General features: G+C 42.3%; 13 protein-coding genes and 1 pseudogene. 13 read left to right on the forward strand and 1 reads right to left on the reverse strand.

Going from position 1 to position 14,987, the window contains the following annotated elements:
- Positions 1-447, reverse strand: a pseudogene (locus ACFCTO_RS01490) (IS701 family transposase); the annotation flags it as partial.
- A 336-nt stretch (positions 448-783) separates the two neighbouring features.
- Here ACFCTO_RS01490 and ACFCTO_RS01495 point away from each other — a divergent pair.
- The 13 genes from ACFCTO_RS01495 (at position 784) to ACFCTO_RS01555 (ending at position 14,970) form a co-directional block, all read left to right on the forward strand.
- Positions 784-2,001: an O-antigen ligase family protein gene (locus ACFCTO_RS01495; RefSeq protein WP_499876245.1), complete on the forward strand. Its 1,218-nt coding sequence runs from the start codon at positions 784-786 to the stop codon at positions 1,999-2,001.
- A 7-nt stretch (positions 2,002-2,008) separates the two neighbouring features.
- Positions 2,009-2,770, forward strand: coding sequence for a glycosyltransferase family 2 protein (locus ACFCTO_RS01500; RefSeq protein ID WP_440339676.1), 762 nt, complete (start codon positions 2,009-2,011; stop codon positions 2,768-2,770).
- 2 nt (positions 2,771-2,772) lie between these two features.
- Positions 2,773-3,705: a glycosyltransferase family 8 protein gene (locus ACFCTO_RS01505; RefSeq protein ID WP_499876246.1), complete on the forward strand. Its 933-nt coding sequence runs from the start codon at positions 2,773-2,775 to the stop codon at positions 3,703-3,705.
- A 16-nt stretch (positions 3,706-3,721) separates the two neighbouring features.
- Entirely contained in the window at positions 3,722-4,504 is a 783-nt protein-coding gene (locus tag ACFCTO_RS01510; RefSeq protein ID WP_499876247.1) for a glycosyltransferase family 25 protein, read from the forward strand.
- Positions 4,505-4,518: 14 nt separating this feature from the next.
- Positions 4,519-5,583: a glycosyltransferase family 9 protein gene (locus ACFCTO_RS01515; RefSeq protein ID WP_444320474.1), complete on the forward strand. Its 1,065-nt coding sequence runs from the start codon at positions 4,519-4,521 to the stop codon at positions 5,581-5,583.
- Positions 5,584-6,585, forward strand: a complete 1,002-nt coding sequence (locus tag ACFCTO_RS01520; protein ID WP_499876248.1) for a glycosyltransferase family 8 protein — start codon at positions 5,584-5,586, stop codon at positions 6,583-6,585. It begins immediately after the preceding gene.
- A 169-nt stretch (positions 6,586-6,754) separates the two neighbouring features.
- Positions 6,755-7,921 (forward strand): nucleotide sugar dehydrogenase, encoded by a 1,167-nt coding sequence (locus ACFCTO_RS01525; RefSeq protein ID WP_499876249.1) that lies wholly within the window; start codon positions 6,755-6,757, stop codon positions 7,919-7,921.
- A gap of 16 nt (positions 7,922-7,937) precedes the next feature.
- Positions 7,938-8,942, forward strand: coding sequence for an NAD-dependent epimerase (locus tag ACFCTO_RS01530; RefSeq protein WP_499876250.1), 1,005 nt, complete (start codon positions 7,938-7,940; stop codon positions 8,940-8,942).
- 29 nt (positions 8,943-8,971) lie between these two features.
- On the forward strand, positions 8,972-11,026 hold the full coding sequence (locus ACFCTO_RS01535; protein WP_499876251.1) for an LTA synthase family protein: 2,055 nt from the start codon (positions 8,972-8,974) through the stop codon (positions 11,024-11,026).
- A gap of 5 nt (positions 11,027-11,031) precedes the next feature.
- Entirely contained in the window at positions 11,032-11,538 is a 507-nt protein-coding gene (locus ACFCTO_RS01540) for a methylated-DNA--[protein]-cysteine S-methyltransferase (RefSeq protein ID WP_499876252.1), read from the forward strand.
- Positions 11,539-11,816: 278 nt separating this feature from the next.
- Entirely contained in the window at positions 11,817-13,319 is a 1,503-nt protein-coding gene (thrC, locus tag ACFCTO_RS01545) for a threonine synthase (RefSeq protein ID WP_499876253.1), read from the forward strand.
- A 15-nt stretch (positions 13,320-13,334) separates the two neighbouring features.
- Positions 13,335-14,231, forward strand: a complete 897-nt coding sequence (locus ACFCTO_RS01550; RefSeq protein WP_499876254.1) for a DMT family transporter — start codon at positions 13,335-13,337, stop codon at positions 14,229-14,231.
- A gap of 1 nt (position 14,232) precedes the next feature.
- Positions 14,233-14,970: a TVP38/TMEM64 family protein gene (locus tag ACFCTO_RS01555; RefSeq protein WP_294024088.1), complete on the forward strand. Its 738-nt coding sequence runs from the start codon at positions 14,233-14,235 to the stop codon at positions 14,968-14,970.
- Positions 14,971-14,987 lie beyond the last annotated feature (17 nt).

Here is a 14,987-nt window from a genome sequence, read left to right on the forward strand (position 1 = left end):
GACACTCAGTGTCAAACTGACGAAGCAATGACCATTTACGTAAGGCTTGCCTGTATGGCAGGCGTGGTCATGCAACAGAGAAACAGCATCGAACTTCTTGCCGAATTTCGGCACCGTCGTATCATCGACACTGAGGAAGACTGGCTCATTCTGTAAAGCTGCTGGAATCAAGCTGCAAGCCAATTGTGCCGTTTGCAGGCGGAGAGACCGGCCCGTCACCGTTTCATTCCGAAGCGCCCGGTAATAACTGTTCAAGCAGCGATGCGTTACTTGGGACAAGAAATTCCGGTGAAGAAAGCGAAGGGACGGGAAGGCCTGCAGGGCTAACTGAGCGATAACCAGCCAGGTCAGCAGGAATTGCGTGGGCCGTGTCGCCGCAGAAAAATATGGAGAAAAGAAACGAAACAGACTACCAATAATCGAATTTTCGAGGTATAATGAATTCATCGCGTAACTCCTTTGAGATGATGTGTTTTAGCAGATTCATTATACTTCAAAGGTGTGGTTACGCGATATTTATTTGTTCAAAAAGTTGTAAACTGCTGTAGACTGATTGATAGAGAAAAAAATAGATATCAAGAAGTAATTCGAAATGCTGATGAGAAATTAATCCATAGCTGTATAGAGCCACTTTCGAAGCACATAAATCATGGCAGTGCTAACAAGAAAAAATGATATCTTTGATGACAAAAGATTGCAGTATCTAAGGCTGTATATGGTTTTTCTATGTTTTACTGAAATGAATATATTCGAATACTGACAATAAGAAGGGATTGAATTTTAATGGAGTCACAAATTCCATTGGCTTTGAGACAATATGGATTGGGATGTATATTGATTTTATATAGTTTTTCTTTATTCGGTAATATCTCCACTGCAACCTATAATATTACACTTGGTATTTTAAGTATATTTTTATTTGCAGTCTATTTTAAAAAATATATAATGCATAGAAAATACATATTTAGAAGAGATGGCTTTGTTGCACTTTATTTAATTTTTGTAGTTTCATTAATTTTTGCAGCTATAGGGTTAGGACAGGAAGCCTCTATAAAATATACATTCAATTATATTTTATTTTCTTTGCCTCTTTGGGTTTTATTTTTCCTTTTAACTCTTGATTCGAGGTATGTTACTTTTATTCAAATCGGAATTTTGATAGCTGGATTATATTATTTGATACAAGTCATTTTGCTTGGAAATTTGGTATTTACTGAGCGAGTATCTGTTTCGTTTAGTTCTGCAAATCGATTTGCCATGGCTTTAGAAATAATACTTCCATTCTTTAGTTTATCTCTTTATCATTTTAGTAAATTTAGGAGAAAGCATCCTGCTTATTTTATTACTTTTATGATTTTGCTTATTGCAACGTTGGGGTTATTTGTTGCCTTGTTGGCAACTCAATCCAGAGGTGGAATCGCGGCCTGCGGAGTAGGTTTCTTAGCTGTTTTATTACTATGGATATTCCAAAATAAATATTCTTTTCGGTTGGTAAAGAAGTTATTTCTTTTTTTCACAATATTAATCGTTTTTGCTGCAGGCAGTATATTTATTACATTGCATGTCGCACATCGGTCTTATGATCAGGAAAGACTTTTATTGTTACAATCAACATTCCATATGTGGGAAAATCATAAATTATTTGGTATCGGGATGGGAAATTGGCAAAAGGAATATCAACAACACTATATATTGCCTCAAGCTAAAGAACCAACCTTGCCTTTTCCACATAATAATACAGCATCATTTTTTTCTATGTCTGGAACAGTAGGGGGAATAGGTTACTTAATTTTTAGTTTAGGTAGTATGGTGTTTTTAATAAAGAAGATAGATGAAAGACCAGATAATTATTATGTTTATGCTATGCTATGGGTTTGTGTTGCTATATTTTCTCATGGTATGGTAGATAACACGTTATACAATAAGGACATTACGAGAATGTTTTATGGCATGTGGGGAATTACTATGGCGTCTCTTTATCTTCCACTAGTAAAGAAATGAGGATTTTATGAGTACATTGACAATTGTAATATTAACTAAAAATGAGGAAGCATATATTGAAACTGCGATTAAAAATGCGAAAAAATGCACGGACGATGTGTTGGTTATTGATTCGGGAAGTACAGATTCTACGATAAATTTAGCATTAAAAGAGGGCGCAAGGACTGTTTTTCATGAACTGAATGATGATTTTGCAGCTCAACGAAATTTTGCTCTTACACAAACTGATTCTGAGTGGATTATGTACCTTGATGCCGATGAACGCCTTGATAAAATTTTATGTGAACATATAACAAGCATTGTTCAGAGTAATAATAAAGCACGTCAATATGGCATGGAAAGGTATATGCTTTTTAACGGATATGAATTCCATCATGGAATTTTTTCTCCAGATTGTGTATACAGATTGTTTCCAAGAGATAAGGTACATTGGGTTGGTAAAGTCCATGAGCATCCAGAATGTAATTTACCTAAAGAAATACTGAAAGGTAAAATGCAGCATTATACTTATAAAAGCTGGCATCAGTGGCTAATGAAGGCAGATTATTATACAACAATTTGGGCGGAAGAAAGATATCAGCAAGGAAAAAGAGTATCTTTAGGAACAGCCTTTTTACATGCAAGTTTAGGCGCCTTGAGAGCTTTACTTATCAAAAGAGCTTTTTTAGATGGTTGGATGGGAATTATTTCATGTGGGCAGCATGGCTTTTATACTATGCTTAAATATGTGAAATTGTATGAATTGCAGAAGAAAAATGAAAAGGATTGAAAATGGAAAAAATTACGCTTGTTTTAGCAGCTGATAATAATTATGCGCAACATTTGGCAGTAGCCTGTGCATCAATTTTGAAAAACACCTTGCATCCAGAAAAAATATACTTCTATGTCTTGAATGATGATATTTCATCAGAAAATCAAGACTTAATTATGCAGACTGTACATGATTTAAAAGGGGAAGTTCAGTTTATTTCAGTGGATGATAAAAAGGTTCATGGCTTTACTAGTGGTCATATTAGTAAAGCTGCTTATTTGCGACTTACTATTGATCAAGTGCTTCCGGAAACTGTCACTAAGGTTATCTATTTTGACACCGATTTAGTCGTATTAGATGATGTGGAGAAATTATGGAACTTTTCCCTAGAGGGGAAACCACTAGGTGCAGTCTGTGATTTTGGCATTATGAAATCCAAAAGGATGCGGCGGCAAAAGTTTGAGACGTTAGGATTGCCGGAGGGAGACCCTTATTTTAATTCAGGCGTTCTCATCATGGATTTACAACAGTGGCGACAAAAAAGATATGGAAGCTTAGTTATTGGTACGGTAACTCAACATGCTTTCCGTCATCACGATCAAGATGGCCTGAATAAGGTTTTTATGAACAATTGGAAAAACATCCCGCTTAGATGGAATGTTATTCCGCCTGTATTTACGATGCCCTTAAAAGTATTATGTCATACTTCATTAAGGGTAAAGGCTTTAGAGGCTATGAAAAATCCGGCTGTTTTTCACTGGGCTGGAAGATATAAACCTTGGGAATTCCCTTTGGAGGGGCCTTTCAATCGTTTATATTATAGTTATCTAAAATGGACAACTTTTAGAGACCATCCAATGCCGCAGCCTAGTGCAGATATGAAGGGAAAATCACTTAAAAGGCAAAATTTACGCATGAAGTGGGCAGGCTTTTGGAGAAAAATTTTAGGGTAAGAGAGCGCGAAAGTCAATGGAATTGAATCATTTTATAATCAATGCTATAAGTGCAAAAGAACGGCTACATAATATCTCTTCGGTATTTCATAGACTTGGATTGGAGCCTAGATTTTTTCCAGCAATTATGGGAAATCAATTGACTAAAGATCAAATAGGTCATTATGTAGATGATGGAGGGCTCCTTACTTTAGGTGAAATTGGATGTGCATTATCCCACTTATCTATATACAAGAAATTTTTACAGACAAATGAAAAATATATTTTTGTCTTTGAAGATGATGTTGAAATACGGGATGATTTTCCTCAATTAGCGCCTGCAGTGGCGGATTTTATAGGTAATCAAAAGAAAGGAGCTGTTTTACTTTTATACAAAGCAAAAGCACATACAAGAAAAGTTCAATCTATCGGACAATCTTCCGTTCATATTCTTCGTTCCATGGCTGGTTCAGCAGCCCATGGCTATGTCATTAATCGTGTTGCTGCTGAAAATATTTTGAAAGCACAGACCCCTTTGGCTTTTGAGATTGATGCATGGGCATTATATTATAAGCTATTATATTTGGATATTTTTTGCCTGAATCAGAACGTTGTTTTTTTAAATCAAGAGTTGGCTAATGCCTCTCTTATTGATGCAGTGGATAATCGTCATACACGTTCGTCTAGAGACATTAAAAAAATTAAAGATTATTCTTTTCAACGCTTACTTCGGCGATATTCTTGGGAAAAAAGATTATTTGTTGAATATAAACGACTTGAACGCCATATTGATTCGCTTTTTTATGATGAAGATTATTGAGGAGAGGCTATTATATGTCACATATTAAAATATTTATTGACGGTATTATGCATTTAGGGGACATGATTATGTCTTCCTCGGTTATCCCTGTTTTAAAAAAAGCATATCCCGATTCTGAAATTATATATTTGGCAACCGCGAATTTAGCCTATGTAGCTTCATTTTTTGAAGGTATCGATCAAGTCATTCCCTATACGTATCAAAGTAAAGGTGGATATATGGATGTATATCGTATGGGAAAGATGCTCCGTAAATATAACTTTGATATAGGGATTTCTCTTGATCCTCGCGAACGAGTTACTTTAATGAAATGGTTTGCACATATTCCGATTCGAATTAGTATGGAGCAAGCTCTAGGATGGAAATTAGGTTGGGAAAAATGGTTTTATACCAATGATTTATCGTTTTCAGATGGGTGGAATTATAAAGAGCATAGAATGTCGGAAAGTTTTCAACATTTAATGTGCTTATATACGAATGATTCGGAAATGAAATTTATTCCTCCGAGCTTTCGCCCTTCATCTAATGTTGATATGCAAACTGCAACCCAATTATTAAAACCTGCTGGTAATGATAAAAAGAAAATAGCTTTTTGTGTAGCGACGACAGATGGATTTAAAGATTGGCCGTCAGATAAATTTTCTGTTATTGCAGATTGGCTAATAGAAAAATATAATAGTGTCATTATTATGACAGGTATCCCAAAACATGCTAATAAAGTTTATCAAATTATTGAATATATGAATCACAAAGATTCATGTATTAATGTTGTTGGTAAAACATCTTTTTCAGAATTAATCGCTTTATTCCGTCAAATTGATTTGGTATTGACTTTGGATACCGGAACGTCACATATTGCAGGTGCGGCGGGGTGTCCGGTTATTACTATCTTTACACATAATTCACCAGCTATATACAAACCGGCAGGGGAATATACAGGAGCTGTTAGTGCATATCTGCCTTGTTCGGGAAAACATATTTGCATTGGGCCACGCAAATGTAAGAAAAATGATTGTGTAGAGGCGGTAACTGTATCTATGGTTCAAAAAGAAATATCTCGTATAATGGAGATGATATGAGTGAAATCGTTTAGCGATGACTTTTTTAGCAAAGACAATTTTATTACTACCCAATATGACTATAATTATTTGAAAGAATCTCAGCCAAGTTGCCATATTTGTTATAATGTCAATAATCAATTTATTCACATTATGGGAGTTTCTATTATTTCTGTTTTGGAAAATAATAAAGAAATGAACTTTACATTTTATGTTTTTACGGATAGTTGTGATAGGGAAAACCGAGAAAAAATTAGAACTTTGGCTCAAAAATGGAATTGTAGATGCGTTGTGTATATTTTGAACATGAAGCCATTTGAGGACTTTCATATTAAGGTTTCTCGTTTTTCAAGAATTACATATGCACGATTATATATGCCTAAGGTGTTGAAAGGAAAGGTAAAGAAATATATTTATCTTGATGCCGATACAATGTGTGTCAATTCTATTCAGCCATTATGCCATTTAGATATGAATGGTACACCCATGGGGGCTGTATCGGAACGAGATTCAGCGATTACTTATCGAGCGGACTTTTTAAAATTAAAGAGTGGAAAATACTTTAACGATGGGGTTATGGTTGTTGATGTAAATTCATGGGAAAATACTTCTATTACAGAAAAGGCATTTTCATACCAAAATGAACCGCGTGAACGTTTTTTAGGGCAAAGTCAAGATGTTTTAAATCTTGTTTTTGATGGAGCTAATTATCACTTACCTGCTTGCTACAATGTTTACGATGGCGGTGCATATGACCAAGGTGATAGCATTTTTATTCATTGGACGGGGCGCCGGAAACCTTGGCAAATGGTATTGACGGATTTCGACGCACAGTGGCGGAAATACAATGCACTATCGCCTTGGCCTACTATTACTAATATTTTACCGATAAAGAAGCCTGAAAATTATCATGATTTCCAGCAGTGGGGACGATATCAGAAAGCGCATGGAAATATGGCAGGATATTTTAAAGGTATTTTTTGGTATTCATGGTTACGGATTCGTTATAAATTGCATATTTAAATACTTCGTGCTTATAATATAGCCTCTATAGATTCTTATTACAATCTATAGGGGCTATATTTGTAACAAACTCTTTGTTTCTCCTTGTTTTTCAAAAGCATCATAATGGTCTGAATGGAATTTTATGGTATAATAAATATAATGTGCTAAAAGGAAAGTGGGAATTTATATGAATATAGCGATTGCCGGGACCGGGTATGTCGGTCTTTCAAATAGTATGTTGCTGGCACAGCATAATGATGTCATTGCTTTAGATATTATTCCAGAAAAAATAGCTATGTTGAATGAAGGGAAGTCGCCGATTATAGATAGCGATATCTCGGCTTTTTTGCAGCGTGATGATTTACACTTCAAGGCGACCTTGGACCCCGTAGAGGCTTTTACGGATGCAGATTTCGTCATTATTTCAACGCCGACCAATTATGATCCGCAGAAGAATTTTTTTGATACGTCTTCTGTAGAAGCGGTCATTGAAGAGGTACTGGGTATCAATCCAGACGCGGTTATGGTCATTAAATCGACAGTTCCTGTCGGCTACACCCAGCACATCAAAGAACGCTACCATACCGATAATATTATGTTCTCGCCGGAATTTTTGCGAGAAGGCAAGGCCCTGTATGATAATCTCCATCCGTCGCGTATCGTCGTCGGTGAACGGTCGGAACGGGCCAAAGTCTTTGCCCATCTGCTGGCCGAAGGCGCGGTGAAGAAGGATATCCCCATGTTGTTTACTGGTTCCACGGAAGCTGAAGCCATCAAGCTCTTTGCCAATACATATCTGGCTTTGCGCGTAGCCTATTTCAATGAACTCGATTCGTATGCTGAAATGCGCGGCCTGAGTACGAAGGAAATCATCGAAGGCGTCTGCCTCGATCCCCGTATTGGTGATTTTTATAACAATCCTTCCTTTGGCTACGGCGGATACTGCCTGCCGAAGGATACGAAGCAACTTTTGGCCAATTATCAGGATGTCCCGCAGAACCTCATTTCGGCCATTGTCGCTGCCAACAGGACGCGGAAGGACCACATTGCCGATATGATTATCGCTAAAAATCCCCGCATCGTCGGCGTCTATCGGCTGACGATGAAGAGCCATTCGGATAATTTCCGGGCCTCGGCCATCCAGGGTGTCATGAAGCGCATCAAGGCCAAAGGTATCGAAGTCGTCGTCTATGAGCCGACTTTGAAAGCGGATGACTTTTTCCATTCCCGCGTCATCCGTGACTTGAACGAGTTCAAGAAGATGAGCGATATTATTATTTCCAACCGCTGGGCAGAAGAACTCAGCGATGTTCAGGATAAAGTTTATACGCGGGATATCTTTGACCGCGACTGAGAGGGAGTCGATGATAATGGCAGATTTTAAACCTTTTGATAGTGCAAACAAAGTCTTGATTACCGGTGCCGCCGGTTTCATTGGATTCCATTTGGCCAAGCGCCTGCTGACCATGGGGGCCACCATCCTTGGCCTGGATAACCTTAACGATTATTATGATGTTTCCTTGAAAGAAAGCCGGTTGGCTATCCTACGCCAGTTCCCGGCATTCACTTTCGTCAAAGGGGACTTGGCTGATGAAAAAGTCGTGAATGATGTTTTTACGTCGTTCCAGCCGGATATTGTCGTAAACCTGGCAGCCCAGGCTGGTGTGCGTTACAGCATCGACCATCCCCGTTCCTATATCGATTCCAACATCATCGGTTTCTTTAATATCCTCGAAGCCTGCCGTCATCATAAGGTATCTCATTTGCTCTTTGCTTCCAGTTCTTCGGTCTATGGCAATCAGCAGAAGACGCCTTTTTCGACGACCGATAATGTGGACCATCCCATCAGTCTCTATGCAGCAACCAAGAAGTCGGATGAGCTGATGGCTTATACCTATAGCCATCTTTACGGAATTCCGGCAACGGGTCTGCGTTTCTTTACCGTCTATGGGCCTTTTGGCCGTCCCGACATGGCCTATTTCAAGTTTGCTAATAAGATACGCAAGGGGGAAGCTATCCAGATTTATAACCACGGTAACATGTATCGGGACTTCACCTACGTTGACGATATTGTTACCGGCATTGAACACATGCTGTGCAATCCGCCGAAGAAAAATGAACTAGGTGATCCGTACAAAATCTATAACATTGGCAACCATAAACCGGAACAGCTCATGCATTTCATCGAAGTCCTGGAAAGGGCCCTGGGCAAGACGGCAGAAAAAGAATATCTGCCCATGCAGCCTGGTGATGTATACCAGACCTATGCTGACGTCAGCGAATTACAGCATGACTTCGATTTCAAGCCGGAGACGACGATTGAAGAAGGGCTGGGGAAATTTGCTCAATGGTATAAATCTTATTACAAAGTATAAATCCATTATTTTTATGATGAGGTGTTATCGTGTTTGAACAATTTTTTTTATCGATGCAGCAGGATATAAAACTGTTTCTGATTTTTCCTATTTTATGTGCGATATTTCGCGCTGTATTTATTGAAGTCTATTCACCTTATGAAACGTTGAAAGGACGATGGAATGTCGTATGGCATTGCTTTCGATACGGCTTTTGGTGGGGCATGGATTTTAATGCATATGCATTTTTACTGCCACTTATTTTTGTTTCATTGCCCGGACTATTTTTTACTTCCTATTATGCACTAGGAAATGATGTAAGGCTTTGGGCTGGCATGATATATGCTATGGTGCTTTATATTGCTTTTGTTGGTAAAATGATTTTTTACAATCATTTTCATGACACTTATAATCAGATTTTACGTCTTGGTGGAAAGGCGGAAAAGCATAACTTGCTTGATGTTTTTTTCCATCAGGACCATGGACTCTTATTTATACTTATAGGGATTCCTTATTGGTGGATTGTTAAATTTTCTATTCAAGCCTTCCTTTCTTTGCCAAGTGTTAGTTATCCTCATTTTTCATCTCCTATCCTGGCGTATGGTTTTAATGTTATTGTATGTGTTGCCATTATTTTAGGGTTTTATTGGTTCCGTTATGGAGGAACTTTAAGCCACGACGATAAACCGGAATGGGATACAATTCCCAGCATTGTTAAGAAGGATATTTTTTTTGCTAAAGCTACGGTAGATGATTTAGTCGCCTTGGAACAAGTAAAAAAACACAAATTAAATGATGCGTACAAGCATAGTGATGAAGAAGATTTAACATCTTTAAAGGCTATTTTGCCAGCCAATCGTGACAATATTGAACAGTATCCTAATCCCGTATATGCGTTCCAACACCATGCGAAAGGTCCTAGAATCTCTAAACCATCGCATATTTTCCTTCTTGTTGGTGAAAGTTATTTACAGCAGCTATTTGATCCAGCATATGCATGCTTAAATATTACATCAGGTGGGAAACGGCTAATGAATGATCCACATACGGCAATATTAACCAATTCCCTGTCGGCAGGTATTATTTCGAGGCCCTCTATTGTTAGCTTGATGTCAGGTATTTTTGATGCTGGGTTAGAATTAAATGAAAAAGAAACGTTTTGGCAAGGAACAGTACCGACTGCACTACCTCTTCAGCTGAAAAAGTTAGGCTATACATCGACATACTGGTATGGTGGTAATGTAACTTATGGAAATTTCAATCAGTTTGCTCCTGCTTGCGGCTTTGACCGAGTTATGACGGCTACCGATTTTTGCGGTCCTCATGCTCCTAAGACTTGGGTTGGTGTCTATGATAATGTTTTTTTGGAAAAAGCAGCTGAACTGATTCAGAAAGACAATCCGGACCAGCTATCGTTCCACTTTGTCTACACCACATCTTATCATGGGCCGTTTAAAATTAATTTGAAAAAATACGGCTATGATACAGAAGCTGTTATGCCCGATGCTCCTGAAGATATAAAACAGAGTAAAGAATTGCAAAAAAATCTAGGTACATTTTGGTTATCGGATCAGGCTATTGGGAATTTTATTGACACTATGCGTAAAGTTTACCCAGATAGCTTATTTATTGTTACGGCAGACCATGCTATTACAATGACTCCTTTACAAAAGACGTCCTTAATGAATCGTGACTGCTCTATCCGAGAACGCCATTGTCCGGTATTTATGCTGAATCATCGCGATTTAGATCAAAGCATTTTTGCTGGTAATACTATTGGTAGCCATATGAATATTATGCCGACCATTTTTGAATTAATAGCCCCTAAGGGATTTACGTATTACTCGTTATTTTCTTCTTTAACTGAACCTATTGATCACTTAGTTTCTCCATACCATTGGCTTCGTCCAGATGCTTATGGGACTTTTGAAAATAATTTTTACCAACCATTGGGGGAAAATCACGCCGAAAATGAAATTTGTGAAGGACCTATTCCCTATATCGCAGAGAATGAAGCTTGGAAAAATTTAACTGGCTATATGGTTCGCCATCCTGAATTATTGCAATCTAAAGAGATATTACTTTCAGAAGTAGAGAGAGGGTGAAACAAATGTACTACAAAATGATGTATGAATCGCCGTTGGGTCCGATGATTTTGGCGGCTAGTGATACGGCGCTGGTCGGGGCCTGGTTTGAAGGGCAGAAGTATTGTTATGGTGCCTTGCAGGGGGAAGTCCTACGTGAAGAGGATACGCCTATCCTGCACAAGGCGGCGCACTGGCTGGATGATTATTTTGCCGGACGGATGCCGGCTATCATGACGCTGCCCCTGGCACCGCAGGGCAGTGAGTTCCGCCGCCTCGTCTGGTATCTGCTCTGCCAGATTCCCTATGGCCAGACGACGACCTATGGCGACCTTGCCAACCAGGTTGAAGAGCGGACGGGAAAGAAGATGTCGGCTCAGGCTATCGGCGGTGCCGTAGGGCATAACCCCATTTCCATCATCATTCCCTGTCATCGCGTCTTAGGTGCCAATGGCAGAGCCACAGGCTATGCAGGCGGCATCGATAAAAAAATCGCCCTCCTGCATCTGGAAGGGGTAGCTGTCAAAGCCTAGATTCACGTGGCCTTTTTGGCCCGTCAGGTGCCGACCAGCGGAAGGCGCAAGACGGTTGCCAAAACGGACAGCAGAGGCTGGACGCCTTGTTCAGGACGTCCCCTACGAAGGCCCCACTTGGGGCCTTTTTTTACGAGCCGAGGGTCACTCGAGGCGGCCTGCGAACTGCGGGGCCGTTAGGCCAATTCACAGAATAGTGGACAATGTGGCTATTTCCCTTTATAATATAAATACTTATAGCTATTCTATGAGGTTAGCTGAAAAGGGGGATTTCATCGATGAATTTTAGAAGTACACGATCTGACGAATGTGTTTTGCCGTCTTATGCGCTCCTGCATGGACTGGCTGCGGACGGAGGGCTCTATGTGCCGGAATCATTCCCGGAAAAGGTCCTGTCCTATAAAGAACTGGCTGGCAAGTCTTACCAGGAGATTGCTGAAGCCGTATTGTCCCATTTCTTTACGAATTTTACGGCAGAAGAACGGAAGCAGATGATTGCTTCGGCTTATAATGATACGACTTTCCGCGATGACCGCATCGTACCGCTCCATTCCATCGATACGGATTTGTCCATTGCCGAATTGTTCCACGGCCGGACGTTGGCCTTTAAGGACCTGGCTTTGTCCTTGTTCCCGTATTTACTGACGGCTGCCAAGAAGCAGGAAAAAGAGGACCGGGATATCCTCATCCTGACGGCGACCAGCGGTGATACGGGCAAGGCCGCCCTGGAAGGCTTCAAGGACGTGGCCGGTACGAATATCATGGTCTTTTATCCCAGCGAAGGCGTCAGCCCCATGCAGAAGCAGCAGATGCAGAAGCAGGAAGGGAATAACGTCAAGGTATCGGCCATTTATGGCAATTTCGATGACGCCCAGAGCTTCTTGAAACGCGTCTTTACCAGTGCTGAAGTCAACGCCTATGCCAACGACAAAGGTGTCCTCTTCTCCAGCGCCAATTCCATCAACATCGGCCGCTTGTTCCCGCAGGTCGCCTATTACGTATCGACGTATGTCTCCCTCGTCGATAACGGCGCCATCAGCGAAGGCGAAACGTTCGATGTCATCGTCCCGACGGGGAACTTCGGCAATATCCTGGCTGGCTATTTTGCCAAGAAGATGGGCGTGCCTATCGGCAAATTGATTTGCGCATCCAACCAGAACAAGGTCCTGGCTGACTTCTTTGAAACCGGCGTCTATGACATGAACCGCGACTTCTACACGACGTCGAGCCCGTCCATGGACATCCTCTTGTCGAGCAATTTTGAACGCTTCTTGTTCTACGTCGCCAAAGAAGATGCCGCCAAAGTGGCCCAGTGGGAAAAGGACCTCCTGGAAACGGGGAAGATGAGCGTATCGGCTGACGAATTGAAGACCCTGCGCCAGGAATTTGAAGGCGGCTGGATCGACGACGATGAAACGAAAGCCGTCATCAACCACGTCTACAATGATTTCGGCTATCTCCTCGACCCGCACACGGCCGTCGCTTACGGCGTCGGCATGAACCGCCATCGCCAGGGCCTCGACGAAGGCCGCCATACGGTCATCATGGCGACGGCACATCCCTATAAATTCCCGCCGGTCATCTGCGAAGCCCTGGCCCTGCGCCAGAGCGACGATCCCTTCGACATGCTGGCCGACATCAGCAGTGTCACGGGCATCGCCCTGCCCAAGCCTTTGGCTGACCTCAAGAATAAACCGGTCCGCTTCAGCGACTCCATCGACAAGGAAGATATGAAGAAAGCCGTCTTGTCCTTCGTCGACGCTATTGCGGCCAAGCACTAGGAAAGAGGCTTTGATTTGAGTAGAGGTGTCATTTACGCAATCTTATCGGCTTTGGCCTTCAGTATCCAGAATGTCATCGTAAAAGAATTATCCTATACGACGAGCACTGGGGAAATCGCGTTCTTCCGCGGTTTCCTCAGTGCCCTTCTGATATTAGGGCTCATGCGCATCCAACACGTACATCTGTCGAAGCGGGATATACCGACGCTGACTTTGCGCGGCGTCCTCGGCGGTATCGGCATGATCTGCATTTTCTATGCCCTGCGCGGGATGCCCCTGGCCGATGTATCCATCATTTCCCAGTTGTCGGCGTTCTTCGTCATGCTCTTCGCGGCGATTTTCCTCAAAGAAGTCCTGCCGCCTGGGTCGAAGCTGCCCCTCCTGGTCATCTTCATCGGCGGCTGCCTCGTCGTCCGACCCTGGAACTTTTCGTCATTCAACGTCTATTCCCTGTTCGCCCTGGGGCAGGCCATTTTTGCGGCCGGTGCCTATACGACAGTCAGCAAGCTCACCGGGTCTGGACGCCACCATCCTTATGAAGTGGTCCTGTACTTTTTGGTCTGTGCAGCTCTGTCGGGCATCGTCCTCATGGCCCTGACTGATGGCTTTGTCATGCCGGCTCACGGCGACTGGATTTATTACGGTGGCCTGGCCCTGTTCAGCGTCATCGCCCAAATCTGGATGACCAATGCCTATGCAATGGCCAACCCGGTTGTCGTCAGCTTTGTTTCTTATATCGGCGTCTTCTTCAACGCCCTTTGGGGCTTCGTCATCTTTGGCGAAATCCTCACCGGCTTGACCGTCGCCGGCGGTGTGCTCATTATCGGCAGTTCCATGTACCTGACCAAGCTCAAGCACGATAAGATTGCTGAAATGGCCAGGATGCAGGAACGGAAGCAGAAAGAGGCATAACATGACTACGAAACAGATTCATGAAACACACATTAAAATCGCCTTTTTTGCCATGCTGCTCATCATGCTGGCCGCTATCTATGTGGCCATCCCGGACTTTTACAGCACGGTCTGGCAGCTGTCGACGAGCGGCAATATGCAGGGGACTATCGACTACCTACGCTCTTTCGGCGCCTGGGCCGTCCTGGTCAGCATGATCATCGACATCGTCATCAACATCGTCGGCTTTTTGCCGTCTATCTTCATTTCCACGGCCAATGGCGTCCTTTTTGGCGTTGCCGGTGGGACTGTCGTTTCCTGGGTAGCCGAAACAATCGGCGTCATCATCAGCTTTTTCTTCATGCGGACTTTGTTCCGCAACAAGGCCAAGAAGGTCATCAAAAAGAGCAAGATGCTGAGCAAGCTCGACCATTACAGTACCTGGCAGGCCATGACCCTGGCCCGGGCCGTGCCGTATTCGCCGAACGGCCTGGTCACGGCCCTGGGGGCGCTGAGCCGCATCAGCTACCGCGATTATATCCTGGGCTGCTTCATCGGCAAATTGCCGTCTGTCGCCTGTGAGGTCCTGGTCGGGCACGACCTGGTCATGATGGAAGAACATTCCCTGCGCCTGACCATCGTCCTCATCGTCATTGCCATCGTCTATGGCGGCCTGTGGTACTGGCATCGCCGTCAGCAGGCCAAGAAAGTCCTCCACAAGATTGCCGACGACCTCAAAGACGGCGAAGGCCGCAGTTAATTTCAGAAAGGATAAAG

Source organism: Megasphaera indica (assembly GCF_046614755.1).
GTDB classification, from domain to species: Bacteria; Bacillota; Negativicutes; order Veillonellales; family Megasphaeraceae; genus Megasphaera; species Megasphaera intestinihominis.

Coding starts and splice junctions, on each gene's coding strand:
- ACFCTO_RS01495 (WP_499876245.1), top strand. CDS start 784: ATGGAGTCACAAATTCCATTGGCTTTGAGACAATATGGATTGGGATGT.
- ACFCTO_RS01500 (WP_440339676.1), top strand. CDS start 2,009: ATGAGTACATTGACAATTGTAATATTAACTAAAAATGAGGAAGCATAT.
- ACFCTO_RS01505 (WP_499876246.1), top strand. CDS start 2,773: ATGGAAAAAATTACGCTTGTTTTAGCAGCTGATAATAATTATGCGCAA.
- ACFCTO_RS01510 (WP_499876247.1), top strand. CDS start 3,722: ATGGAATTGAATCATTTTATAATCAATGCTATAAGTGCAAAAGAACGG.
- ACFCTO_RS01515 (WP_444320474.1), top strand. CDS start 4,519: ATGTCACATATTAAAATATTTATTGACGGTATTATGCATTTAGGGGAC.
- ACFCTO_RS01525 (WP_499876249.1), top strand. CDS start 6,755: ATGAATATAGCGATTGCCGGGACCGGGTATGTCGGTCTTTCAAATAGT.
- ACFCTO_RS01530 (WP_499876250.1), top strand. CDS start 7,938: ATGGCAGATTTTAAACCTTTTGATAGTGCAAACAAAGTCTTGATTACC.
- ACFCTO_RS01540 (WP_499876252.1), top strand. CDS start 11,032: ATGTACTACAAAATGATGTATGAATCGCCGTTGGGTCCGATGATTTTG.
- thrC (WP_499876253.1), top strand. CDS start 11,817: ATGAATTTTAGAAGTACACGATCTGACGAATGTGTTTTGCCGTCTTAT.
- ACFCTO_RS01555 (WP_294024088.1), top strand. CDS start 14,233: ATGACTACGAAACAGATTCATGAAACACACATTAAAATCGCCTTTTTT.